The organism is Seonamhaeicola sp. ABD4_175 (assembly GCF_056160885.1).
This window is the reverse complement of the sequence record NZ_JBSWYC010000002.1, coordinates 487,657-512,271: the sequence shown is the minus strand read 5'-3', so window position 1 is coordinate 512,271 and position 24,615 is coordinate 487,657. Positions and strand designations below refer to the sequence as shown.

Below are 24,615 nucleotides of genomic sequence, written 5' to 3'. Positions count from 1 at the left end.
AAAACTTTCTGATTTGTGTTAAAATATGTGTATTTTATAAAATATGTAGCTTTAAATTATATATTAATAAATGAGTGTGCGTTTAATCATTATTTTACAATGTTAATGTAAGTTTTGGTTTTTGAGCTTTATTTTATACAGCTAAGTTTTGAAGTTATAATCTAATATAATAAAAAAACCACCCTATAAAGGGTGGTTTATATTTTACTCTGTTTTAATTAGAGCTGAAATTATGGGTTTTGATCACCAACGTTTATGTTAGGGTTAGAATTGATTTCCCCTTGCGGTATTTGCATTTTAAAGAAATCACCTCCAACAGGAATGTCTATTGCTCCAAAACTTCTGTGGTTAGAGCCCTCTCCAGTTCTATCTAAAGGTTTCTTTAACCTTTTTAAATCAAACCAAGAAACACCTTCGCCCCATAGTTCAATTCTTCTTTGTAAATATATTTCTTCAACTAAATCCATTCCCGTATTAGTTGATTTTGTGTAGCCAGGATCTCTGTTGCTCACTAACTCAAACAAAACATCGGCAGCAGTTGCGTCTCCTAATCTAGCTTTAGCTTCTGCCTCAATTAGGTACATTTCAGCAGATCTCATGTACGAATAATCTCCCTCGAATGATCCGCCAGCATCAATAAATTTAACGTTAGCATATCCAATGTAACCTTCTTCAGCAGGAAAATCTGGGTTGCCATCTACAGGATCGATCCATGCTGCTTTACGTAAGTCAGTATCAGGAATTTGGTCATATAATCTAGCGTCAATCATTTTAAACCCAAACCCAAAACCTACACCTCCATAACCATCAGCAGTACTATCAAAGTGAGAAAAGAAAGAAATAAATGTAGTAGAAGTTAGGTTGTCTATATCTGCACCCCACATCCATTCAACATTGTTTATATCATCAAACCCATCAGTAGCGTAATTTTCACCAGGCATTAAAGTATATGATGACCTAGCAGCAGCAGCGTTATCTGCAGCTAATTGCCAATTACCAGTTTCTAAATAAACATTTGCAAGAAAACCTTCTACAACATTTTTATCTATCTCTTGTTTGTTAGCTCTAGAGTACTCGTCTAAAAGAGTTTTTGCTTGTTCTAAATCAGGGATAATCTGGTCATAAACATCTTGTACTGTTCCTCTACTCTTTCCTGAAAAATCAATACGATCTGGAATTGGTACACCTGGTGAATTTTCATTACCTATGTAAGTGTCTGAATAAACACGGACTAAGTTAAATAAAGAAAATGACTTTATAGCTAAAGCTTGACCAAGTAATGCATCTTCACTTGCTGTTCTAAATTCTTTATCTTGCAAACCATTAATAACAATATTTGCATCAGCGATAGCTGTATAATAAGTATTCCAAACAATGTTTGTTCTTGAGCTTGTTTGTTGTCTCCCGTTATAATTATATAAAAATATATACCAATTGAAATTATTTAAAACAATATCTTGACCCATCATATCAGTAATGGCCATAATACCTTTTTGACCATAATCTACATCTACTCGAGCAGGATTACCAACTCCATTGGTTCTTAAATTGGCATATATACCTCTCAAAATAGCTTGATTAGCAGCAGGAGTACTAGCAACCTGTTCATCCGAAATAGAATTTGCAGGTTCAGTATCTAAGAAGTCTTCTTCACAAGAGAAAAGACCTCCCAATAATATTATAAATAAAAATTTTAATTTTTTCATAGTTTTTTAGAAATTAAGAGTTAAACCTAAAGAAGTAGTTCTAGATAAACCAAATTCATTAATGGCATTACCAGTAATACTTAATCTAGGATCGTATCCTTTTCTGGCTTTTGACCATAAATGGAGGTTGTTTCCTGTAGCATATATTTTTGCTCCAGTTATGCCTAAACGATCTAATAACTTGTTGTTAAAGTTGTAAGTTAAGGTTACATTTTGAAGATTTAAATAAGAAGCATCAACAAGGAAAAATGAAGATGTTCCTGCTTGATTTACATCACTAATATCTAATCTAGGTATTGATGCTGTTGGGTTTTCTGGTGTCCAAGATTTAAATACATCATTGTGGAAATTATCTCCAGCAGATGTTGTTCCTAATAAGTTTTGGTAAACACCGTCATAACCATACCCCCCAATTTGATAAGAAAAGTTAATTCCTAATGAAAAGTTTTTATATCTAAAATTTGTTGAGAATCCTCCGTATAAATCAGGTATAGCAGATTTACCAACAAAGTATTCAGTAGCGCTAACTCTGTCGTTAGTAGTTTCTCTTTCGCCAGTAGGTTCTCCATTTTCTAAAATGTCTGTATACCATAGGCCATCACCATTAGCTTCATCTACTCCTGCAAACTCTCTAATGAAATAATCATATCTAGATTTACCTTCTTGAAGCCTGAATAAACCGTCGTCAATGAATTCTTCAGGTAAAGATGTTATTTCATTTTTATAGTGAGTACCATTTAATGATAGAAACCATTGAAAGTCTTCTGTTGATATTATATCTCCAGATAATGAAACTTCAAAACCTTTATTTTCCATATCACCAACGTTAGCTGGTTTTGTTCCTACACCATCACTTTGTGCTAATGGTTCAAAGAATAATAAGTCTTCAACTTCTCTAATAAAATATTCTCCGTTAAAAGTCAATCTATTGTTAAATAAAGAAAACTCTAAACCGGCATTTATGTTTGTTGATGTTTCCCAAACTAAATCTTTGTTTCCTAGTTGGAAGAAAGTTATTCCAGGAATGTTACCACCAGCATTAATAATATCAGATTGGTTTGTATAAGCATAGTAATTACGATTATCATTATCACCAACTATTGTTCTAGTGTCTTCATAAAGAATAGCGTCATTTCCTTGTTGACCATAACTAGCTTTTAAACGTAAGCTGTTTAACCAAGAAACATTGAAAAAATCTTCTTTATGAACAGACCAAGCTCCACCTAAGCCATAAAAATTACCCCATCTATTGTCTGGGTGAAATACAGAAGAACCATCTCTTCTAAAACTTGCGTTTAGAAAGTATTTGTCATCAAAATCGTAAGTTAATCTAGATAAATAACCTTCTACGGTGTAGTCTTTTTGATAACCTGTTAAAAACTGAATGTTAGTACCGTTATTCAAAACAGGTAATCCTGTTAGTACAGTTTCAGTAACTTGTCCAGCTAAAAGTCTAAAATTATAGTCGTTACTTTCATGTCCAACTAAAACAGATAGGCTATGTTTTCCTAAATCTTTATTCCAATTTAATAATTGTTGGTGTGCAACTGTTATACCTCTGTTAGATCTAGTTGTTATTCTTCCATTAAAAGAAAGTGCATCACCTCCTTCAGGAGTTGCATATCTTGTAATGTTGGCAAGTGTTAAATCAGCTGATACATTGTAAGTAAATTCAAAATCTCTTAAAAATTTTGCAGAAACACTAAATCTACCAGAAAGGTTGTCTGAGATATTATCATTAACATCTAATTTACTTGTTCCTACAGGGTTTGAGTTTGATTTAAAACTAGGTCTAGTACCAACAGCACCACCAGTGCCTAATCCAAAATCAAATATTCTTTTTCCATTTGAGTCAAGTATGTAATTACCGTTTGCATCTCTACTGTATACAGGGTAAATAGGAGCAGTTCCTCGAGCCCAACCAGCAATGTTGCTAACGCTATTAGAGCCAAAACCTCCAAGTGGATTGTCCGCAACAGTATTTGAATAATTAATACCAGCGCTAAATTTTAACCAATCTTTTGCTTGATATTCGGAGCTAAGTCTTGCAGTGATTCTTTCAAAACCAGAATTTACTATAATTCCTTCATCATCAAGGTGTCCTAATGATAAGAAAGTGCTTAGTTTTTCATTTCTGTAACGTAAACTTAGATAGTTTTCGTGTCTAACCCCTGTTCTGTAAGACTCGTCTAACCAGCTGTCTTGATATAATAAATTAGCAGAAGGGTTTATTCTTCCTGTAAGTGGGTCAATTATTTGACCTTCAGAAACATTAAAACTATTGTAACCAAGAGGGAAATCTGGGTTAGAAACGATATTTGCAGCAGCTGTTTGAGCAGCATCAGCGGCAGTAGCCCCTCCATTGATTAAGTCTAATCTAGTTCTGTCAAAAACAGCTTCGTAGTAACGGCCAGAATCAGTGATAATATCATATTCAGGTACAGCTCTGTAATTAAAACCTACTTTAGTATCTAGTGTAACTTCTAATTTTTCAGAAGAGCCTTTTTTTGTAGTAATGATAATAACACCATTTGCACCTCTACTACCATATAAAGCGTTTGCAGATGCATCTTTTAAAAACGTCATAGACTCAATATCTTGCGGGTTTATGGCGTTTAAATTTCCGTTGAAAACTATGCCATCAACTACGTATAATGGAGCGCTTGAAGAATTAATAGAGCCAATACCTCTAAATCGAACAGTTGGGTCAGCACCAGGAGCACCAGATTGGTTTATGATTTGAACACCAGAAACTTGTCCAACAAGTCCTTGTACTACAGATGCTGAAGGAACATTGCTTAACTCTTCAGTTTTTATTGTTGTTACAGATCCTGTAATCTCTTCTTTCTTTTGAGTACCATAGGCAACGACAACAACCTCTTCTAAAGAAGCGGCATCTTCTTGCATGGTTAAATTAATAGTATTTGAAGCTCCAACAGTTGCTTCTTTGGTGGTGTAACCTACAAAACTAAACACAAGTACAGAGCCTTGGCTTGCTTTTATAGAGTATTTACCATCAAAATCTGTTGATGTACCAGATGTGGTACCTTTAACTAAGACGGTTGTTCCTGGTAATGGTAGGCCAGATTCATCTGTTACCGTACCAGAAATAGTCTTTTCTTGTGCAAAAGAAATATGCACAACTAACGCAAGCAATAGCGTTAGAATTCCACTAAACTTTGTTTTCATTTTATAATTATTTGAATTAGTCAATGTCAAAAATCAAAATAAAAAGTTAATAAAACAATAAATTTTGGTTAAAACTTGTTTTTATGAGTGAAAAATTAACAAAAAACAGTGAATTGCTTTAAATTTTATTTATGTAAAGCTTTTTTTTTAAAAAATTGTAGTTAAACTAATGTGAACTTTTGAGTTGGAGAATTTGAATTGTTGGTTTTCGGTTTTACCATTGGCGTAATTTAGTTTGAATAAACCAGATTTAGTTAAAATGCCAAACCCAAAACCATAACCAAAAAGTTTTTCTTTACTATTTATGATGTCATTTTCATAATAGGCTGCATCAATTACACTGTGTAAGTAAATACTGTTATTTAGTTTTAATCTGTATTCTGTATTTATAACACCAAAAAGTGTTGCGTAAAGACTATTTTCTTCAAAACCTCTAATTGAGTTAATGCCACCAAATCTTAATAATTCATTTTCAAAAAATGTATTTGAGTTAATTGTAGAACCGTTCACTCCAATATATAAACTGTTTTTGGTGTTTAAGTTGAAAATTTTAAATGCATTTATGTTTTGTGAATTTTGTTTTTCTGCGCTGTTTGCTTCTTTACGGTTGCCAAAATTACTTTCAATATAAAAAAAAGCATTTGTTGGAAAAAGAACATCGTTGCTTTGTGGCTTTGTGTATTGATAGGCTAAGCTTAAGTAGTTTTTTTTGTAATCAAAAATAGTTTTTTGCGTATTAGAGTTTAATAGGTTGCTTGATGTTTCGTTAACTATGCCAGCGTAAAACTTGTGTTTAGGGTTTATTTGGTAGTGTAATTTAGTACTTTGTGTGGCTGTTGAGAAGGTAGAGTCTTTTTTGAAAATATTTAAAGCTAAATCTATTCCAATGGGTAGTTTAAATATGTATGGTAATGATAGGTTTGCGTTAAATGTTTTTTGGTCGTTTTCGTCGCTTTTGTATAAGAGTTGAAATGATTCTCCAAAGTTTAAATTATTAGTGAGGTTCAGGTTTAAATAGCCGTCAAATTCAATTTTATTAGTTTCTTCGTTAGTTCCAAATCCTAAAAAACCGTCAAAAGTATTACTTTGTTTTTTTTTAAGATACAGATAAAGAGTGGTGGAATCTTTAGTAAATAAAACTTCGGGTGTTTTTATTTCAGAAGCAAATGTTAGCATTTGTAATGCTTGCGCTTGTTTTTTTATCTTGTTTATGTTGAAAGGTTGTTTTGTTTTAATTTTTAAATAATGTTTCAAGAATGATTTTGGAAACTTCTCATAGCCTTTAACAATAATAGCGTCTGTAGTTCGTTTTTTTGTTTTTTTTTCAACCACTAAATTGGCAACTACCGTTTTTTTATTTGTAATTCTTAAATTATCAAGTTTTAGTATTGTGAAGGGAAAACCCTTTTCTATTATTTTTTTATTTAAATTGTTTAAAGTAGGTTCTATTTCAGAAAATTTCAACTTAAACGGGGGTTTGTATTTGTTACCTAAAGTTTCTTTAATAATGTTTGTCTCTGCAGTATTATAAACTGTCAAGTTTTTATATAAATTGTTTAAATGTATTTTACACCTAAATGTGCTGTCATTAATTTTGGTTATTGGCTCAGGGTTACTTTCTAAATAACCTATTTTATATAGTGTTTTTAATGTTGTGTTTATTTCGGTTTTAATAGCTGATAAATCTTTGTGTTGCTTGGTGTAGTTTAATGAATCAATAACAGATGTTTCATATTGTGAATTTCCGTAGATTTTCAAATTCAAATTTTGACTAACCGCATAAAAAAAACAGCTAAATAATAAAAGGAAAAGCAAATAGTGTTTTTTCACAGTAGTGTTTTGAGGTTTTATTATGTAAAACTAACGTAAAATTATTTAGTTGCCATATTATTAGGTTGGTTGTAAAATTAACACCTAATTATTTGTATGTTTTTAAAGTGTTAATTGGTAGTTTATTGTATTGGAAATTTTTAATGCAAGCTTTTTAAAAATAAAAAAAATCTATCTACTTTGAAAATTAATGAATTAGGGTTTGAATTATTCAATTTAATTACTACCTTTGCAGCCCTCTAAGAAGAGGATTTTAAATTTATATAAGAATTTATATGCCAACAATTTCACAATTAGTAAGAACAGGAAGAGCCAAAATAACCAAGAAGAGTAAATCGGCTGCTTTAGATTCTTGTCCGCAAAGACGCGGTGTGTGTACTCGTGTTTATACAACAACACCAAAAAAACCTAACTCAGCAATGCGTAAGGTAGCAAGGGTGCGTTTAACAAACGGTAACGAGGTTAATGCATACATTGGTGGAGAAGGACACAATCTACAAGAACACTCGATAGTATTGGTTAGAGGTGGAAGGGTAAAAGATTTACCAGGAGTTAGATATCACGTTGTTCGTGGTGCTTTAGACACAGCAGGTGTTAACGGTAGAACGCAACGTAGATCTAAGTATGGTGCTAAACGCCCTAAAAAGTAATTAAAACTTTGTAACAAGAAGACATGAGAAAAAGACAAGCTAAAAAAAGACCTCTTTTACCAGATCCAAGATTTAATGATCAGTTGGTAACACGTTTTGTGAATAACTTAATGTGGGATGGTAAAAAGTCTGTAGCGTTCAAAGTATTCTATGATGCCATTGATATTGTAGATGCTAAAAAAACAGATGATGAAAAATCTGCTTTAGAAATCTGGAAAGATGCTTTATCTAACGTTATGCCTCACGTAGAAGTGCGTAGTCGTCGTGTTGGTGGTGCAACATTCCAAATTCCTATGCAAATTCGTCCAGATAGAAAAATTTCTACAGCAATGAAATGGTTAATTGGTTATGCTCGTAAACGTAATGAGAAATCAATGGCTCAAAGATTGGCTTCAGAAATTTTAGCTGCTTCAAAAGAAGAAGGTGCTGCGGTTAAGAAAAGAGTTGATACCCATAAAATGGCAGAAGCAAACAAAGCATTCTCACACTTTAGATTTTAAAAATAATGGCTAGAGATTTAAAATACACAAGAAACATTGGTATTGCTGCTCATATTGACGCAGGTAAAACAACAACTACAGAGCGTATACTTTATTATACAGGTGTATCTCACAAAATTGGAGAAGTGCACGATGGTGCTGCAACCATGGACTGGATGGAACAAGAACAAGAAAGAGGTATTACAATTACGTCTGCCGCTACAACTTGTACTTGGAAATTCCCAATGGAAAATGCGCAACCATTGCCTGAAACAAAAGATTATCACTTCAATATTATTGATACTCCAGGTCACGTAGATTTTACGGTTGAAGTAAACCGTTCTTTACGTGTTTTAGATGGTTTAGTATTTTTGTTTTCTGCAGTTGATGGTGTTGAGCCTCAATCTGAAACTAACTGGCGTTTAGCAGATAACTATAAAGTTCCTAGAATTGGTTTTGTTAATAAAATGGACCGTCAGGGATCTAACTTTTTAGCTGTTTGCCAACAGGTAAAAGATATGTTAAAATCTAACGCTGTACCAATTGTATTAAATATTGGTGATGAAGCAGATTTTAAAGGTATTGTAGACTTAGTAAAAAACCGTGCTATTGTATGGCATGATGAAACACAAGGTGCTACGTTTGATGTAGTTGATATACCAGAAGATTTAAAAGAAGAAGCTAGAAAATACAGAGCATTACTTATTGAAGAAGTAGCAACGTATGATGAGAATCTTTTAGAAAAATTCATGGAAGATGAAGATTCTATTACAGAAGAAGAAGTGCACGCTGCATTAAGAGCTGCTGTAATGGATATGGCTATCATACCAATGGTATGTGGTTCTTCATTTAAAAATAAAGGTGTGCAGTTTTTATTAGATGCTGTATGTCGTTACTTACCGTCTCCATTAGATAGAGATAATATTGTAGGTACAAACCCTGATACTGATAAAGAAGAAGTGCGTAAGCCAAAAGCGAGTGATCCTTTTGCTGCATTAGCATTTAAAATTGCAACCGATCCTTTTGTAGGTCGTTTAGCTTTCTTTAGAGCATATTCAGGTCGTTTAGATGCTGGTTCATATGTGTTAAATAACCGTTCTGGTAAAAAAGAGCGTATCTCACGTATTTACCAAATGCATTCTAACAAGCAAAATGCTATTGAATATATTGAAGCGGGTGACATTGGTGCAGCTGTAGGATTTAAAGATATTAAAACAGGTGATACATTATCTGATGAAAAATCACCAATTGTTTTAGAATCTATGGATTTTCCAGATCCAGTAATTGGTATTGCTGTTGAGCCTAAAACAAAGGCTGATGTAGATAAATTAGGTATTGCTTTAGGTAAATTAGCTGAAGAAGATCCAACTTTTACAGTTAGAACAGATGAAGCTTCAGGTCAAACAATCATATCTGGTATGGGTGAGCTTCACTTAGATATTATTGTTGATCGTTTAAAGCGTGAATTTAAAGTTGAAGTTAGCCAAGGGCAACCTCAAGTTGAGTACAAAGAAGCTATTACACAACGTGCTGAACACAGAGAAGTTTATAAAAAACAATCTGGTGGACGTGGTAAGTTTGCTGATATTGTATTTACTGTAGAGCCTGCTGAAGAAGGTAAACAAGGTCTTGAGTTTATTTCAGAAATTAAAGGTGGTAACGTTCCTAAAGAGTTTATTCCTTCAATTGAGAAAGGATTCAAAATGGCTATGACTAATGGTCCGTTAGCGGGTTATGAAGTTGATGCTTTAAAAGTTACTTTAACTGATGGATCTTACCATGATGTGGATTCGGATCAATTATCATTCGAATTAGCTGCAAAATTAGGTTTTAAAGCAGCATCAAAAGCAGCAAAAGCTGTAATCATGGAACCAATAATGAAGCTTGAAGTTATTACTCCTGAAGAAAACATGGGTGATATTGTAGGTGACTTAAACCGTCGTCGTGGTCAAGTAAATGATATGGGAGATAGAGCTGGTGCCAAAGTTGTAAAGGCTAATGTACCATTATCTGAAATGTTCGGATATGTTACTTCTTTACGTACATTATCATCAGGTAGAGCAACTTCTACAATGGAATTTTCACACTATGCTGAAACTCCTTCAAACATTTCTGAAGAAGTAATTAAAGCAGCTAAAGGCGTTGAAGCTTAAATCTAAAAGAAAATGAGTCAAAAAATCAGAATAAAATTAAAATCTTACGATCACAATTTAGTAGATAAATCTGCTGATAAGATTGTAAAAACAGTAAAGAGTACTGGTGCTGTTGTAACTGGACCAATTCCATTACCAACACACAAAAAGATTTTTACTGTATTACGTTCTCCACACGTTAACAAAAAATCAAGAGAGCAGTTTCAATTATCTTCTTATAAAAGATTATTAGACATCTACTCTTCGTCATCAAAAACTATTGATGCGTTAATGAAGCTTGAGTTACCAAGTGGTGTTGAAGTAGAGATAAAAGTATAGTTTTCATTCCCACGAAAGTGGGAATCTATAACATGTCCCACCGATGCGGTCGCGGGAAAAACGGAAAAATACATTTCAGGGACGAAACGTATTTGTCCCTGAATTTTTTTTAAACAAATAATAAATAAATTAATAATTAAATTATGTCTGGGTTAATTGGAAAAAAAATCGGTATGACCAGCATTTTCGATGAAAACGGGAAAAATATTCCTTGTACAGTAATTGAAGCAGGTCCATGTATCGTTACCCAAGTCAGAACTGAAGAAGTTGACGGTTATGAAGCTGTACAACTTGGTTTCGATGACGCGACAGAAAAAGGTGCTACTAAAGCAGACTTAGGTCATGCTAAAAAAGCAGGTACTTCTGTAAAACGCAAAGTTGTTGAGTTCAAAGGTTTTGATGCGGAGTACAAATTAGGTGATGCTATCAATGTAGATTTATTCAACGAAGGTGAGTTTGTTGATATCTCTGGTACATCAAAAGGTAAAGGATTTCAAGGTGTAGTTAAACGTCATGGTTTTGGTGGTGTAGGTCAAGCTACTCACGGTCAGCATAACCGTTTAAGAGCTCCAGGTTCTATTGGTGCAGCATCTTATCCTGCAAGAGTATTCAAAGGCATGAAAATGGCCGGAAGAATGGGTGGAGATAAAGTAAAAGTACAAAACTTAAAAGTGTTAAAAGTAGTTTCTGAAAAGAATTTACTTGTTGTAAAAGGATGTGTTCCTGGTCACAAAAACGCTTATGTAATTATTGAGAAGTAATGAAAGTAGCAGTTTTAGATATAAACGGAAAAGACACAGGTAGAAAAGCAGAGCTTTCTAAAGATGTGTTTGCTATTGAGCCAAATGATCATGCGGTATATTTAGACGTTAAGCAATTTTTAGCTAACCAACGTCAAGGTACTCACAAATCTAAAGAAAGAGGAGAAATTGCCGGAAGTACTCGTAAAATCAAGAAGCAAAAAGGAACTGGTACAGCCAGAGCAGGTAGTATTAAATCTGGTGTTTTTAAAGGCGGTGGTCGTATGTTCGGTCCAAGACCAAGAAACTACAGTTTTAAATTAAATAAAAACTTAAAGCGTTTAGCACGTAAATCTGCATTAAGTATAAAAGCAAACGAAAAGGCTATAACAGTTTTAGAAGACTTCAATTTTGAAGCTCCAAAAACTAAAAACTTTACAGCTATTTTAAAGGCTTTAAGCTTAGAAGATAAAAAATCATTGTTTGTGTTGGGTGGGTCAAATAATAACGTATATTTGTCATCGCGTAATTTAAAAGGTTCTGAGGTTATAACTAATTCAGAATTAAGCACTTATAAGATTTTAAATGCAAATCAAATTGTGCTTTTAGAAGGCGCTTTAGAAGGAATTGAATCTAACTTAAGTAAATAAGAAACAAATGAGTATCTTAATTAAACCTATAATCACAGAAAAAGCGACTGCTGATAGCGAGTTAAGAAACTGCTATACATTCGCAGTGAATACAAAGGCGAACAAGGTGGAAATAAAAAAAGCTGTAGAGGCTACTTATGGTGTTTCTGTTGAAAAAGTTCGTACTATAAATGTCCGTCCAGATAGAAGAACCCGTTACACAAAAACAGGTATTCAACATGGTAAAACAAATGCTGTTAAAAAGGCAATTGTACAACTGGCGGAAGGTGAAATGATTGATTTATACGCTAATATGTAATTAGACAACAATGTCAGTAAGAAAATTAAAACCAATCACACCAGGACAGCGATTTAGAGTGGTAAATGGATTTGACGCCATTACTACTGATAAGCCGGAGAAAAGTTTATTAGCTCCGAAAAAACGTTCTGGTGGTAGAAACAGTCAAGGAAGAATGACCATGCGCTACAAAGGTGGAGGTCATAAGAAAAAGTATCGTATCATTGATTTTAAACGAAATAAAGTAGGAGTTCCTGCTGAAGTTAAAACCATAGAATACGATCCAAACAGATCTGCTTTTATTGCTTTATTGAATTATCAAGACGGTGAGAAAAGATATATTATTGCTCAAAATGGTTTGCAAGTAGGGCAAAACGTAGTGTCAGGTAATGAAGGTATTGCTCCAGAGATAGGTAATGCAATGCCATTAAGCCAAATTCCTTTAGGTACTATTATATCATGTGTAGAATTACGTCCTGGTCAAGGTGCTGTTATGGCGCGTAGTGCAGGAGCTTTTGCTCAATTAATGGCAAGAGAAGGTAAATTTGCTACTATTAAATTACCTTCAGGTGAAACACGTTTAATATTAACTACTTGTATGGCTACAATAGGTGTTGTATCTAATTCAGATCATCAGTTATTAGTGTCAGGTAAAGCAGGTAGAACAAGATGGTTAGGTAGAAGACCTAGAACAAACCCTGTTAGAATGAACCCAGTAGATCACCCAATGGGTGGTGGTGAAGGTCGTGCTTCAGGAGGTCACCCTCGTTCTAGAAACGGTATTCCTGCAAAAGGATTTAGAACACGTTCTAAAACAAAATCTAGTAATAAATATATTGTAGAACGTAGAAAGAAATAAGACATGGCAAGATCATTAAAAAAAGGACCTTACGTTCATTATAAATTAGAAAGAAAAGTAGCTGCAAATGTTGAGGCTAACAAAAAAACAGTAATCAAAACTTGGTCTAGAGCTAGTATGATTACTCCTGATTTTGTAGGACAAACAATAGCAGTACACAACGGCCGCCAATTTGTGCCTGTTTATGTAACAGAAAACATGGTAGGTCATAAATTAGGAGAATTTTCACCAACACGTTCATTCCGTGGACATGCAGGTGCTAAAAACAAAGGTAAAAAGTAGTAAGCTATGGGAAGTCGTAAAAAACAAATGGCAGACGCTATTAAGGAGCAAAAGAAGCAAATTGCTTTTGCAAAACTTAATAATTGTCCTACATCACCAAGAAAAATGCGTTTAGTAGCTGATTTAGTAAGAGGTGAAAGCGTTGAAAAAGCACTTAATATCTTAAAGTTTAGCCAAAAGGAAGCATCAAACCGTTTAGAAAAGTTATTACTTTCTGCAATTGCCAACTGGCAAGCTAAAAACGAAGATGCAGATGTTGAGTCGGCTGAATTATTTGTACAAGAAATTAGAGTTGATGGCGGATCAATGTTAAAAAGATTGCGTCCAGCACCTCAAGGTCGTGCACATAGAATTAGAAAACGTTCTAACCACGTTACGTTAGTGGTTGGTTCTAACAATAACACACAAAGCTAAGATAGAGATATGGGACAAAAGACAAATCCAATCGGGAATCGCTTAGGAATTATCAGAGGATGGGAATCTAACTGGTATGGAGGAAATGATTATGGTGATAAATTAGCCGAAGACGATAAGATTAGAAAATACGTTCACGCACGTTTATCTAAAGCTAGTGTGAGTAGAGTAATTATTGAAAGAACTCTTAAACTTGTAACCGTTACTATCACTACGGCTAGACCAGGTATCATTATTGGTAAAGGTGGCCAAGAGGTAGACAAGTTAAAAGAAGAGCTTAAAAAAATTACAGGAAAAGAAGTTCAGATTAACATCTTTGAAATTAAAAGACCTGAACTTGATGCGTTTTTAGTAGCTTCAAGCATTGCAAGACAAATTGAAAACCGTATTTCATACCGTCGTGCAATCAAAATGGCTATTGCTGCTACTATGCGTATGAATGCTGAAGGAATAAAAATTCAAATTAGTGGTCGTTTAAACGGTGCTGAAATGGCACGTAGCGAACATTACAAAGAAGGTCGTATTCCTTTATCAACATTTAGAGCCGATATTGACTATGCTTTAGTTGAAGCACATACTACTTACGGTAGATTAGGTGTTAAAGTATGGATAATGAAAGGTGAAGTATATGGTAAAAGAGAGCTTTCTCCGCTTGTTGGATTATCTAAGAAGCAAGGAAAAGGTGGCGGTAGAGGTAATAATAACAAAAACCCTCGTCGTAGAAAGTAATTTTTTAAAGTAAAGAAACATGTTACAGCCTAAAAGAACAAAATTTCGTAAGCAACAAAAAGGACGTATGAAAGGTCTGTCTCAAAGAGGACATCAACTTTCAAACGGAACTTTTGGAATAAAAGCATTAGATGCTACGTTTATTACAGCTCGTCAAATTGAAGCTGCGCGTATTGCCGCTACTCGTTATATGAAAAGAGAAGGTCAGTTATGGATTAAAATATTTCCAGACAAGCCTATTACAAAAAAGCCTCTTGAAGTACGTATGGGTAAAGGTAAAGGTGCCGTAGAATTATACGTTGCTGTTGTAAAACCAGGACGCGTAATGTTTGAAGTTGGTGGTGTACCTTTAGAAGTAGCTAAAGAAGCATTACGTTTAGCAGCTCAAAAATTACCAGTAAAAACTAAGTTTTTAATTGCTCGCGATTACGAAGCATAATTTATTTGATATTATGAAACAATCAGAAATTAAAGAATTATCTACAGCTGAGTTACAAGAAAAACTTGGTGAGACAAAAAAAAGTTATTCAGACCTTAAACTGGCTCATGCAATATCTCCTTTAGAAAATCCAATTCAATTACGTTCTGCAAGAAGAACTGTAGCTAGAATTGCAACCGAATTAACTAAAAGAGAATTACAATAATTCTGCTGAAAGATGGAAACAAGAAATTTAAGAAAAGAACGTATAGGAGTTGTTACAAGTAACAAAATGCAGAAATCAATTGTGGTTTCTGAGGTGAAAAAAGTAAAACACCCTATGTATGGAAAATTCGTATTAAAAACGAAGAAGTACGTTGCACACGATGAAAAAAACGACTGCAACGAAGGTGATACAGTAAGGATTATGGAAACTCGTCCTTTAAGTAAATCTAAGTGTTGGAGATTAGTTGAAATAATTGAAAGAGCTAAGTAATTATGGTACAACAAGAATCAAGATTAAAAGTAGCTGATAACACAGGAGCTAAAGAAGTTTTAGTAATACGTGTTTTAGGAGGTACAAAAAGAAGATATGCTTCTGTTGGAGACAAAATAGTTGTATCTGTAAAAGATGCTACACCTAACGGAAACGTTAAGAAAAAAGCAGTCTCTACAGCAGTAGTTGTACGTACCGTAAAGGAAGTAAGAAGACCAGACGGATCTTATATTAGATTTGATGATAACGCATGTGTTCTGTTAAACCCACAAGGTGAAATGAGAGGTACACGTGTATTTGGTCCTGTTGCAAGAGAACTTCGTGATAAGCAATTCATGAAGATTGTATCATTAGCACCTGAAGTGCTTTAATACATTATTAAAATGACAAAGCTTAAAATAAAATCAGGAGATACCGTAAAAGTAATTGCTGGAGACCACAAAGGGGCTGAAGGTAAAGTACAAAAGGTATTAATAGATAAGAATAAAGCAATCGTTGAGGGTGTAAACATGGTTAAGAAACATACTAAACCAAGTGCACAAAACCCACAAGGAGGCATTGTAGAAAAAGAAGCGCCAATACACATTTCAAACTTATCATTGTTAACTTCAAAAGGAGAAACAACAAGAGTAGGTTATAGAATGGAAGGCGATAAGAAAGTGAGATTTTCAGTAAAATCTAATGAAGTAATATAGTTATGGCATATTCACCAAGACTTAAAGAAGAGTATAAAAGCAGAGTAATTGCAGCTCTTACCGAAGAATTTGGATATAAAAACGTAATGCAAGTTCCTAAACTTGAAAAGATAGTAATATCAAAAGGTGTAGGTGCTGCAGTTGCTGATAAAAAGTTAATAGACTACGCGTTAGAAGAGTTAACAACAATATCAGGACAAAAAGCAATCGCAACAATGTCTAAAAAAGATGTTGCATCGTTTAAATTACGTAAAGGTATGCCAATTGGAGCTAAAGTTACATTACGTGGCGAAAGAATGTACGAGTTTTTAGATAGATTAGTTACATCTGCTTTACCACGCGTAAGAGATTTTAACGGAATTAAAGCAACAGGTTTTGACGGAAGAGGTAATTACAACTTAGGAATTACTGAGCAAATAATATTTCCAGAAATAAATATTGACAAAGTGAATAAAATTTCTGGTATGGATATTACATTTGTAACTTCTGCTGAAACTGATAAAGAAGCAAAATCATTATTAACTGAATTAGGGTTACCTTTTAAAAAGAACTAAGATATGGCTAAAGAATCAATGAAAGCCCGTGAGGTAAAAAGAGCTAAAACAGTAGCTAAATATGCAGCTAAACGTAAAGCTTTAAAAGAAGCTGGAGATTATGAAGCATTACAAAAGTTACCAAAAAATGCTTCTCCTATTCGTCAGCATAATAGATGTAAACTAACAGGAAGACCTAAAGGGTATATGAGAACTTTTGGTATATCTCGTGTAACATTTAGAGAAATGGCTAATCAAGGCCTAATCCCTGGAGTTAAGAAAGCTAGTTGGTAATATTATTTATATAATCAGATTTAAGGTTCAGTTACCAACACTGAAAACCAAAATCGCAAAATCAATTAATTATGTACACAGATCCAATTGCGGATTTTTTAACAAGAATTAGAAACGCAGTGCGTGCTAACCACAGAGTGGTAGAGATTCCTGCATCTAATTTAAAGAAAGACATAACTAAAATATTATTCGAACAAGGATATATTTTAAGTTACAAGTTTGATGATTCTACAACACAAGGTACTATCAAAATAGCACTTAAATACAATAGTGTTACTAAAGAGCCTGTTATTAAGAAAATTCAAAGAATAAGTAAACCAGGTTTACGTAAGTATGCTGGTGCTAAAGAATTACCTAGAATCCTTAATGGTCTTGGTATTGCTATAGTTTCAACTTCACATGGAGTGATGACTGGAAAGCAAGCTAAAAGAGACAATGTAGGTGGTGAGGTATTATGTTATGTTTACTAATCTATAAAAAGGAAGAAAGCAATGAGTAGAGTAGGAAATAACCCAGTTTCAATTCCAGAAGGCGTTACTGTAGATGTAAAAGATAACGTAATTACTGTAAAAGGTAAATTAGGAGAGTTAACACAAGAATTTGATACAGTTGATATTAAAGTTGAAGAAGGAAACGTACAAGTTTCACGTTCATCTGATGCTAAAGCACAAAAGGCTAAACATGGTCTTTACAGAGCTTTAATTAACAATATGATTGAAGGTGTATCAAAAGGATTTACAAAAGAGTTAGAGCTTGTTGGTGTAGGTTACAGAGCAAGTAATCAAGGTCAAAAACTTGATTTAGCTTTAGGTTTTTCACACAACATAGTTTTAAATTTAGCTCCTGAAGTTAAAGTTGAAACAGTAAGTGAAAAAGGTAAAAACCCAATAGTAAAATTAACTTCTCATGACAAACAACTTGTAGGTCAAGTAGCTGCAAAAATTCGTGGTTTCAGAAAACCAGAACCTTACAAAGGTAAAGGTATCAAGTTTGTTGGTGAAGAAATAAGAAGAAAAGCAGGTAAATCAGCTTAATAAGTAAGTTATGGCATTAACAAAGAACGAAAGAAGGTTAAGAATAAAAAACAGAATACGTAAGGTAGTTTCTGGTACAGAAGCAAGACCTAGATTAGCTGTTTACAGAAGTAATAAAGAAATTTACGCTCAAATTATAGATGACGTTTCTGGTGAAACTATTAGCGCTGCATCTTCTAGAGATAAAGATATTGATACTGCTAAAGTGAATAAAAGTGAAGCTGCCAAATTAGTTGGTAAGGCCGTAGCCGAAAAAGCTTTAAAAGCAGGTATTGAAACTATTGCTTTTGATAGAGGTGGATATTTATACCACGGAAGAATTAAATCATTAGCAGAAGGAGCTAGAGAAGCTGGACTAAAATTTTAAGAAATTATGTATCAAAAATATAAAAGTGCAGAATTAGTAAAACCAGGTGGATTAGATCTTAAAGATCGTTTAGTTGGTGTACAAAGAGTTACAAAAGTAACTAAAGGTGGTAGAGCATTTGGTTTTTCAGCTATTGTTGTAGTTGGTGATGAAGCTGGTGTTGTAGGTCAAGGTTTAGGTAAATCTAAAGATGTTGCTAGTGCAATTGCAAAAGCAGTTGAAGATGCTAAGAAAAACTTAGTACGTATTCCTATAAGAAAAGGTACTTTACCACATGAGCAAAAAGGGAAATACGGTGGCGCAAGAGTAAACATTATTCCAGCGGCTCCTGGTACAGGTGTAATTGCAGGTGGTGCTGTTAGAACCGTTTTAGAGGCAGTTGGTGTACATGATGTATTATCAAAATCTCAAGGTTCATCAAACCCTCATAACGTAGTAAAGGCAACTTTTGATGCTTTATTACAATTAAGAGATGCTAATACTATTGCAAAAGATAGAGGTATTTCACTTGCAAAAGTTTTTAACGCTTAATAACATTAATAATGGGAAAGATTAAAGTAACAAAGGTTAAAAGCGCTATCAATCGTACGCAAAGACAAAAAAGAACTTTAGAAGCTCTAGGTCTTAAAAGAATTGGACAAGTTAAAGAACACGAAGCAACACCAAATATCATTGGTATGATTGCTAAAGTTTCACATTTAGTTTCTGTTGAAGAAGCTTAAATAATACAAAACTGAAAATGGATTTAAGTAATTTAAAACCTGCAGAAGGTTCAGTAAAAAATCAAGGTAAAAGAGTAGGACGTGGTCAAGGTTCTGGTAAAGGTGGTACTGCTACACGTGGTCACAAAGGAGCTAAATCACGTTCAGGATACTCAAAGAAACTAGGATTTGAAGGTGGTCAAATGCCACTTCAAAGACGTGTTCCTAAATTTGGTTTTAAAAATATTAACCGCGTAGAATATCAAGGTATTAATCTTGATACTTTACAACAATTGGTTGATGATAAAAAAATTAGTGATACTGTAGATTTAGATATTATCTTATCTAACAATTTAGCTGGAAAAAATGATCTAGTTAAAATTTTAGGTAGAGGTGAATTAAAAGCTAAATTAAAAGTATCTGCTCATAAATTTACTGCCTCAGCTAAAGCTGCTATTGAAGCTGCTGGAGGTGAAGCTGTAACATTATAAGACCCATTATAACGTATGAAATTTATAGAAACAATAAAAAATGTTTGGAAAATTGAAGAACTAAGAAACAGAATAGTGTTAACACTAGGTTTGCTATTAGTTTATCGATTTGGTACACAAGTTACACTACCAGGTATTGATGCTGAACAATTACAAAATTTAGCGGATAATACAGATTCTGGTATCTTGGGAATTCTTAGTGCATTTACAGGCGGTGCTTTATCAAGAGCATCGGTATTTGCCTTAGGTATTATGCCATACATTTCTGCTTCTATTGTTGTACAATTAATGGGTATTGCAATTCCTTATTTACAAAAACTTCAAAAAGAAGGAGCAAGCGGCCAAAAGAAAATAACACAAATTACCCGTTGGTTAACAATAGCAATTTGTTTATTCCAATCGCCGGCTTACTTAGCAAGTTTACCTAGTTTAGGTGTGCCTCAAAGTGCATTTTTACTTGGTACTGGGCCTTTATTCTATTTTTCATCAATAAGTATATTAGTTACAGGGTGTATTTTTGCCATGTGGTTAGGTGAAAAAATAACAGATAAAGGTATTGGCAATGGTATTTCATTATTAATTATGGTAGGTATTATTGCCACATTACCTCAATCTTTTGTTCAAAATGCAGCAACAAGAATGGAAGGTAATAATGTAATGTTAATTCTTTTTGAACTTGTAATATGGTTTGTTATCATTTTAGCATCTATAATGCTTGTAATGGCTGTTAGAAAAATAGCTGTACAGTATGCAAGAAGAACCGCTAGCGGAGGTTATGAAAAAGCAGCTGCAGGAGGTTCTAGACAATATATACCATTAAAATTAAATGCCTCGGGTGTAATGCCAATTATATTTGCCCAAGCAATCATGTTTGTGCCAGGTTTAATTGGAGGATCTTCATTTATGAAAGAAACAACTGCAGGCGCATGGTTACAAACAAATTTTTCAGATATTTTTGGATTCTGGTACAATTTATTATTTGCTTTATTAATTATAATATTTACTTATTTCTATACTGCAATTACAGTACCAACTAATAAAATGGCTGATGATTTAAAACGTAGTGGTGGTTTTATTCCAGGTATTCGTCCAGGCTCTGATACTGCTGAGTATTTAGATAAAATAATGTCTCAAATAACCTTACCAGGTTCAATATTTTTAGCTCTAATTGCAATATTTCCTGCTTTTATTGTTAAGCTTATGGATGTACAACAGGGATGGGCATTATTTTTTGGAGGTACCTCATTACTAATTATGGTAGGTGTAGCAATTGATACTGTGCAACAAGTTAATTCATACTTGTTGAATAGACATTATGATGGCTTGATGAAAACTGGTAAAAATAGAAAAGCAGTAGCTTAATATATAATATACTATGGCAAAACAAGCAGCAATAGAACAAGACGGAACAATTATAGAGGCATTATCAAACGCTATGTTTCGTGTAGAGTTAGAAAATGGTCACATTGTGACAGCTCACATTTCTGGTAAAATGCGTATGCATTACATTAAATTATTACCAGGAGATAAAGTAAAATTAGAAATGAGTCCTTACGATTTATCTAAGGCTCGTATAACTTATAGATATTAATTATATCAAGTTATAAAGTAATAAAGTTAAAAGTTGCAAAGTAGAGTTGTTCAACTTTTAAACTTTGAACTTTAAACTTTTAAACTATATAAAGATGAAAGTAAGAGCATCAGTAAAGAAAAGAAGCGCAGACTGTAAAATAGTGCGTAGAAAAGGAAGACTTTACGTAATTAACAAAAAGAACCCTAGATTTAAACAAAGACAAGGTTAAATTAGAAAACAAGTCATTAGTTTTTTAGTGGTTAGAATGAATCTGCTTGAAATAGAAATGTTTAGGATTCTAACAACTAAAAGCTAACGCTAGAAACTAAAAGAATATGGCAAGAATTGCAGGTGTAGACATACCAAAACAAAAAAGAGGAGTAATTGCTTTAACTTATATTTACGGAGTAGGTAAAAGTAGAGCAGCAGAAATTTTAGCTACTGCTAAGGTAGATGAAAACATTAAAGTTCAAGATTGGAATGATGACCAAATTAGTGGTATTCGTGAAGCTATTGCTGCGTACACTATAGAAGGTGAATTACGTTCTGAAACACAATTAAACATTAAACGTTTAATGGATATAGGTTGTTTTAGAGGTATTCGTCACAGAGCTGGTTTACCATTAAGAGGGCAACGTACCAAAAACAATTCTAGAACTAGAAAAGGTAGAAGAAAAACTGTTGCTAACAAGAAAAAAGCATAATTAATAAGATATTAGTCATTAGTATTTAGACGTTAGATGAATCTGCTTGAAATAGAAATGTTTAGGATTCTAACAACTAAAAGCTAACAGCTAGAAACTAAAAGAATATGGCAAAAACAAGTACAAAAAAACGTAAAGTTATTGTAGAGTCTATAGGCGAAGCTCATATTACAGCTTCTTTCAATAACATTATTATTTCACTTACCAACAAAAAAGGTGATGTAATTTCATGGTCATCAGCTGGTAAAATGGGATTTAGAGGTTCTAAGAAAAACACACCTTATGCTGCGCAATTGGCTGCAGAAGATGCTGCTGGTGTTGCACAAGAAGCAGGTTTAAAAAAGGTAAAGGTTTATGTAAAAGGACCAGGTAACGGTAGAGAATCTGCTATACGTTCAATTCACAACGCAGGTATTGAAGTTACAGAAATTATTGATGTAACACCATTACCACACAACGGATGTAGACCTCCTAAACGTAGAAGAGTTTAATTAAAAGCAAGATTTTTAACTACATTTAAGTAGTTAGAAAAAGTACATAAAAAATTAATATCATCTGATAATCAGATGATATTAATTTTTTATGTACATTTGCAAACTGAAAAATAACAACAAGTATCAACAAGAGATCAAACGGTTATCGAAGGATAAGATTAAGACCTTAATTCATAACCACTCTTAAAAACAATTAAAAATGGCAAGATATACTGGTCCTAAAACTAAAATAGCTAGAAAATTTGGTGAAGCTATTTTTGGAGAAGATAAATCATTTGAAAAAAGAAATTATCCTCCAGGTCAACACGGAAATAACAGACGCCGTGGAAAAAAATCTGAATACGCAATTCAATTAGCTGAAAAGCAAAAAGCTAAATACACTTACGGTATTTTAGAGCGTCAATTTAGAGGATTATTTAAAAAAGCAAGAGCTTCTCAAGGAATTACTGGTGAAGTTTTATTACAATTATGTGAATCTAGACTAGATAACGTTGTTTACCGTATGGGAATTTCACCATCAAGAAGTGGCGCAAGACAATTAGTTTCTCACAGACACATTACTGTAAACGGTAACTTAGTAAATATTCCTTCTTACCAATTAAAAGCAGGTGATGTTGTAGCGGTAAGAGAGAAATCAAAATCATTAGAAGTTATAGCTAATTCTTTATCTAACTCATCTCAAGTATATGAGTGGATTACTTGGAATAATGATACTAAACAAGGAACATACGTTTCAGTTCCTGCAAGAATTCAAATTCCAGAGAATATCAATGAGCAATTCATCGTCGAATTATACTCTAAATAATAATTAACAACATTGGTATTTGGCCAAAGGGTTTATTTGTTCTTCTTCAAACTTATAAACCGCGCAACCAAATAACAATTAAAACGAAGAAACAAACATATGGCAGTATTTAATTTTCAGAAGCCCGACAAAGTAATCATGATTGATTCAACTGATTACGAAGGGAAATTCGAATTTCGTCCTTTAGAACCTGGTTACGGTTTAACAGTTGGTAATGCACTTAGAAGAGTGTTGCTATCTTCATTAGAAGGTTATGCAATAACTTCTGTAAGAATTGAAGGTGTAGATCATGAGTTTTCTGCAATTGCGGGTGTGGTTGAAGATGTTACAGAAATCATCTTAAATTTAAAACAAGTACGTTTTAAAAAGCAAATTGATGATATTGATAACGAATCTGTTTCAATTTCAATTTCTGGCCAAGAAAGAATTACAGCTGGCGATTTCCAGAAATTTATATCTGGTTTTCAAGTGTTAAACACAGAGTTAGTAATATGTAATTTAGATCCTAAAGTAAACTTAAACCTTGAAATTACAATTGAAAAAGGTAGAGGTTATGTGCCTGCAGAAGAGAATAAAAAAGCTGCAGCACCAGTAGGAACTATATTTACAGATTCTGTTTACACACCAATAAAAAATGTTAAGTATAGTATTGAGAACTATCGTGTAGAACAAAAAACTGATTATGAAAAATTAGTTTTTGAAATTATTACTGATGGCTCAATTACACCACAAGATGCTTTAACTGAAGCAGCAAAAACGTTAATTCACCACTTTATGTTATTCTCTGATGAGCGTATAACTTTAGAAGCTGATGAAATTGCACAAACTGAAACGTATGATGAGGAATCATTACACATGCGTCAATTACTTAAAACGAAGTTGATTGATATGGATTTATCAGTGCGTGCTCTTAACTGTTTAAAAGCTGCAGAAGTTGATACTTTAGGAGACTTAGTATCATTTAACAAAAACGACTTAATGAAATTTAGAAACTTCGGTAAGAAGTCCTTAACCGAGCTTGAAGAGCTTGTAAATGTTAAAGGTTTAAACTTCGGAATGGATTTAAGTAAATATAAATTAGATAAAGACTAATTTTTAGTCATAATTATTAATCATATTTTGCTCCCACAGCAATGTGGTTTGGAAGCAAGATGATAAAACAAATGTCATGAGACACGGAAAAAAAATTAATCACTTAGGTAGAAAAACTGCCCACAGAAAAGCAATGTTAGCTAATATGGCTTGTTCTTTAATTGAACACAAACGTATTAATACTACTGTTGCAAAAGCAAAAGCTTTAAAACAATTTGTAGAGCCTTTAGTAACAAAATCTAAAGAAGATACAACACATAACAGACGTCTTGTTTTTTCAAAATTAAGACAAAAAGAAGCTGTTACAGAATTGTTTAGAGAAGTAGCTGTAAAAGTTGGAGACAGACCAGGTGGTTACACAAGAATCATTAAGTTAGGAAACCGTTTAGGTGATAACGCTGATATGGCTATGATAGAGCTTGTAGATTACAACGAAATTTATAATGCAGATAAGCCTAAAAAGAAATCTACTAGAAGAAGTAGAAGAGGTAGTGCTAAACCAGCAGCTGCAGCTCCGGTAGAAAATACAGCAACTAACGAAGAGGAAGAATAAATGTTAATAAGCATTTAATATATAAAGGATAAACTATTTTTAGTTTATCCTTTTTTTTTGAATTTTTGTAAAACTTTTTAGTGTGCAAC

General features: G+C 33.3%; 35 protein-coding genes. 32 read left to right on the top strand and 3 right to left on the bottom strand.

Annotated elements, in window-relative coordinates; translation table 11 throughout:
- Window positions 1-230: 230 nt before the first annotated feature.
- The 3 genes from ACXAG4_RS08635 to ACXAG4_RS08625 form a co-directional block, all read right to left on the bottom strand.
- Window positions 231-1,706 carry a RagB/SusD family nutrient uptake outer membrane protein gene (locus ACXAG4_RS08635; RefSeq protein ID WP_475295672.1) on the bottom strand — a complete coding sequence of 492 codons (1,476 nt, stop codon included), beginning with the start codon at window positions 1,704-1,706 and terminating at the stop codon, window positions 231-233.
- Between the two features lie 6 nt (window positions 1,707-1,712).
- A complete protein-coding gene (locus ACXAG4_RS08630; RefSeq protein ID WP_475295671.1) occupies window positions 1,713-4,895 on the bottom strand; it encodes a SusC/RagA family TonB-linked outer membrane protein in 3,183 nt (1,060 codons plus the stop codon).
- A gap of 147 nt (window positions 4,896-5,042) precedes the next feature.
- Complete coding sequence (locus tag ACXAG4_RS08625; protein WP_475295670.1) at window positions 5,043-6,659, bottom strand: POTRA domain-containing protein; 1,617 nt, start codon at window positions 6,657-6,659, stop codon at window positions 5,043-5,045.
- A 341-nt stretch (window positions 6,660-7,000) separates the two neighbouring features.
- Here ACXAG4_RS08625 and rpsL point away from each other — a divergent pair, with 341 nt between their 5' ends.
- The 32 genes from rpsL (at window position 7,001) to rplQ (ending at window position 24,526) form a co-directional block, all read left to right on the top strand.
- The gene (gene rpsL, locus ACXAG4_RS08620; protein ID WP_475295669.1) at window positions 7,001-7,375 is read left to right on the top strand and encodes a 30S ribosomal protein S12; all 375 of its coding nucleotides are present in this window, start codon (window positions 7,001-7,003) and stop codon (window positions 7,373-7,375) included.
- A gap of 23 nt (window positions 7,376-7,398) precedes the next feature.
- Complete coding sequence (gene rpsG, locus ACXAG4_RS08615; protein WP_475295668.1) at window positions 7,399-7,875, top strand: 30S ribosomal protein S7; 477 nt, start codon at window positions 7,399-7,401, stop codon at window positions 7,873-7,875.
- Between the two features lie 5 nt (window positions 7,876-7,880).
- Window positions 7,881-10,007, top strand: a complete 2,127-nt coding sequence (gene fusA, locus ACXAG4_RS08610; protein ID WP_475295667.1) for an elongation factor G — start codon at window positions 7,881-7,883, stop codon at window positions 10,005-10,007.
- Window positions 10,008-10,019: 12 nt separating this feature from the next.
- Window positions 10,020-10,325, top strand: coding sequence for a 30S ribosomal protein S10 (gene rpsJ / locus ACXAG4_RS08605; RefSeq protein WP_007650482.1), 306 nt, complete (start codon window positions 10,020-10,022; stop codon window positions 10,323-10,325).
- Between the two features lie 143 nt (window positions 10,326-10,468).
- Window positions 10,469-11,086: a 50S ribosomal protein L3 gene (gene rplC / locus ACXAG4_RS08600; RefSeq protein ID WP_475295666.1), complete on the top strand. Its 618-nt coding sequence runs from the start codon at window positions 10,469-10,471 to the stop codon at window positions 11,084-11,086.
- The gene (gene rplD / locus ACXAG4_RS08595) at window positions 11,086-11,715 is read left to right on the top strand and encodes a 50S ribosomal protein L4 (protein WP_475295665.1); all 630 of its coding nucleotides are present in this window, start codon (window positions 11,086-11,088) and stop codon (window positions 11,713-11,715) included. The genes rplC and rplD overlap by 1 nt, the downstream gene beginning before the upstream one ends.
- 7 nt (window positions 11,716-11,722) lie before the next feature.
- Complete coding sequence (gene rplW / locus ACXAG4_RS08590) at window positions 11,723-12,013, top strand: 50S ribosomal protein L23 (protein ID WP_147135317.1); 291 nt, start codon at window positions 11,723-11,725, stop codon at window positions 12,011-12,013.
- Between the two features lie 10 nt (window positions 12,014-12,023).
- Complete coding sequence (gene rplB, locus ACXAG4_RS08585) at window positions 12,024-12,851, top strand: 50S ribosomal protein L2 (RefSeq protein ID WP_475295664.1); 828 nt, start codon at window positions 12,024-12,026, stop codon at window positions 12,849-12,851.
- Window positions 12,852-12,854: 3 nt separating this feature from the next.
- Window positions 12,855-13,133, top strand: a complete 279-nt coding sequence (rpsS, locus tag ACXAG4_RS08580) for a 30S ribosomal protein S19 (RefSeq protein WP_013869040.1) — start codon at window positions 12,855-12,857, stop codon at window positions 13,131-13,133.
- 6 nt (window positions 13,134-13,139) lie between these two features.
- Window positions 13,140-13,547 carry a 50S ribosomal protein L22 gene (gene rplV, locus ACXAG4_RS08575; RefSeq protein WP_475295663.1) on the top strand — a complete coding sequence of 136 codons (408 nt, stop codon included), beginning with the start codon at window positions 13,140-13,142 and terminating at the stop codon, window positions 13,545-13,547.
- 9 nt (window positions 13,548-13,556) lie between these two features.
- Entirely contained in the window at window positions 13,557-14,276 is a 720-nt protein-coding gene (gene rpsC / locus ACXAG4_RS08570; RefSeq protein WP_147135326.1) for a 30S ribosomal protein S3, read from the top strand.
- Window positions 14,277-14,295: 19 nt separating this feature from the next.
- Window positions 14,296-14,715 carry a 50S ribosomal protein L16 gene (gene rplP, locus ACXAG4_RS08565; RefSeq protein ID WP_147135329.1) on the top strand — a complete coding sequence of 140 codons (420 nt, stop codon included), beginning with the start codon at window positions 14,296-14,298 and terminating at the stop codon, window positions 14,713-14,715.
- Between the two features lie 13 nt (window positions 14,716-14,728).
- Entirely contained in the window at window positions 14,729-14,920 is a 192-nt protein-coding gene (gene rpmC, locus ACXAG4_RS08560; protein WP_475295662.1) for a 50S ribosomal protein L29, read from the top strand.
- 12 nt (window positions 14,921-14,932) lie between these two features.
- Window positions 14,933-15,190 (top strand): 30S ribosomal protein S17, encoded by a 258-nt coding sequence (rpsQ, locus tag ACXAG4_RS08555; RefSeq protein ID WP_044626931.1) that lies wholly within the window; start codon window positions 14,933-14,935, stop codon window positions 15,188-15,190.
- A 2-nt stretch (window positions 15,191-15,192) separates the two neighbouring features.
- Window positions 15,193-15,561 carry a 50S ribosomal protein L14 gene (gene rplN, locus ACXAG4_RS08550; RefSeq protein ID WP_147135335.1) on the top strand — a complete coding sequence of 123 codons (369 nt, stop codon included), beginning with the start codon at window positions 15,193-15,195 and terminating at the stop codon, window positions 15,559-15,561.
- Window positions 15,562-15,573: 12 nt separating this feature from the next.
- Window positions 15,574-15,885 carry a 50S ribosomal protein L24 gene (rplX, locus tag ACXAG4_RS08545; RefSeq protein WP_147135338.1) on the top strand — a complete coding sequence of 104 codons (312 nt, stop codon included), beginning with the start codon at window positions 15,574-15,576 and terminating at the stop codon, window positions 15,883-15,885.
- A 2-nt stretch (window positions 15,886-15,887) separates the two neighbouring features.
- A complete protein-coding gene (rplE, locus tag ACXAG4_RS08540) occupies window positions 15,888-16,439 on the top strand; it encodes a 50S ribosomal protein L5 (protein WP_475295661.1) in 552 nt (183 codons plus the stop codon).
- A 3-nt stretch (window positions 16,440-16,442) separates the two neighbouring features.
- Window positions 16,443-16,712: a 30S ribosomal protein S14 gene (rpsN, locus tag ACXAG4_RS08535; RefSeq protein ID WP_136480159.1), complete on the top strand. Its 270-nt coding sequence runs from the start codon at window positions 16,443-16,445 to the stop codon at window positions 16,710-16,712.
- Between the two features lie 71 nt (window positions 16,713-16,783).
- Entirely contained in the window at window positions 16,784-17,182 is a 399-nt protein-coding gene (rpsH, locus tag ACXAG4_RS08530) for a 30S ribosomal protein S8 (protein ID WP_475295660.1), read from the top strand.
- Window positions 17,183-17,203: 21 nt separating this feature from the next.
- Entirely contained in the window at window positions 17,204-17,746 is a 543-nt protein-coding gene (gene rplF, locus ACXAG4_RS08525) for a 50S ribosomal protein L6 (protein ID WP_475295659.1), read from the top strand.
- A 10-nt stretch (window positions 17,747-17,756) separates the two neighbouring features.
- Complete coding sequence (gene rplR, locus ACXAG4_RS08520; RefSeq protein WP_475295658.1) at window positions 17,757-18,113, top strand: 50S ribosomal protein L18; 357 nt, start codon at window positions 17,757-17,759, stop codon at window positions 18,111-18,113.
- Window positions 18,114-18,119: 6 nt separating this feature from the next.
- Window positions 18,120-18,644 (top strand): 30S ribosomal protein S5, encoded by a 525-nt coding sequence (gene rpsE / locus ACXAG4_RS08515; RefSeq protein WP_475295657.1) that lies wholly within the window; start codon window positions 18,120-18,122, stop codon window positions 18,642-18,644.
- Between the two features lie 11 nt (window positions 18,645-18,655).
- Complete coding sequence (gene rpmD, locus ACXAG4_RS08510; RefSeq protein WP_475295656.1) at window positions 18,656-18,835, top strand: 50S ribosomal protein L30; 180 nt, start codon at window positions 18,656-18,658, stop codon at window positions 18,833-18,835.
- A gap of 17 nt (window positions 18,836-18,852) precedes the next feature.
- Window positions 18,853-19,305, top strand: coding sequence for a 50S ribosomal protein L15 (gene rplO, locus ACXAG4_RS08505; RefSeq protein ID WP_475295655.1), 453 nt, complete (start codon window positions 18,853-18,855; stop codon window positions 19,303-19,305).
- 15 nt (window positions 19,306-19,320) lie between these two features.
- Window positions 19,321-20,667: a preprotein translocase subunit SecY gene (gene secY, locus ACXAG4_RS08500; RefSeq protein WP_475295654.1), complete on the top strand. Its 1,347-nt coding sequence runs from the start codon at window positions 19,321-19,323 to the stop codon at window positions 20,665-20,667.
- A gap of 13 nt (window positions 20,668-20,680) precedes the next feature.
- Window positions 20,681-20,896 (top strand): translation initiation factor IF-1, encoded by a 216-nt coding sequence (gene infA / locus ACXAG4_RS08495; protein WP_028289261.1) that lies wholly within the window; start codon window positions 20,681-20,683, stop codon window positions 20,894-20,896.
- A gap of 94 nt (window positions 20,897-20,990) precedes the next feature.
- Window positions 20,991-21,107: a type B 50S ribosomal protein L36 gene (gene ykgO, locus ACXAG4_RS08490; RefSeq protein WP_013305171.1), complete on the top strand. Its 117-nt coding sequence runs from the start codon at window positions 20,991-20,993 to the stop codon at window positions 21,105-21,107.
- 106 nt (window positions 21,108-21,213) lie between these two features.
- Complete coding sequence (rpsM, locus tag ACXAG4_RS08485) at window positions 21,214-21,582, top strand: 30S ribosomal protein S13 (protein WP_475295653.1); 369 nt, start codon at window positions 21,214-21,216, stop codon at window positions 21,580-21,582.
- 107 nt (window positions 21,583-21,689) lie between these two features.
- Window positions 21,690-22,073 (top strand): 30S ribosomal protein S11, encoded by a 384-nt coding sequence (rpsK, locus tag ACXAG4_RS08480; protein WP_475295652.1) that lies wholly within the window; start codon window positions 21,690-21,692, stop codon window positions 22,071-22,073.
- 202 nt (window positions 22,074-22,275) lie between these two features.
- The gene (rpsD, locus tag ACXAG4_RS08475) at window positions 22,276-22,881 is read left to right on the top strand and encodes a 30S ribosomal protein S4 (RefSeq protein WP_475295651.1); all 606 of its coding nucleotides are present in this window, start codon (window positions 22,276-22,278) and stop codon (window positions 22,879-22,881) included.
- Between the two features lie 99 nt (window positions 22,882-22,980).
- The gene (locus ACXAG4_RS08470; RefSeq protein WP_475295650.1) at window positions 22,981-23,973 is read left to right on the top strand and encodes a DNA-directed RNA polymerase subunit alpha; all 993 of its coding nucleotides are present in this window, start codon (window positions 22,981-22,983) and stop codon (window positions 23,971-23,973) included.
- Between the two features lie 76 nt (window positions 23,974-24,049).
- Window positions 24,050-24,526: a 50S ribosomal protein L17 gene (gene rplQ, locus ACXAG4_RS08465; protein WP_475295649.1), complete on the top strand. Its 477-nt coding sequence runs from the start codon at window positions 24,050-24,052 to the stop codon at window positions 24,524-24,526.
- The last annotated feature ends 89 nt before the right edge of the window (window positions 24,527-24,615 follow it).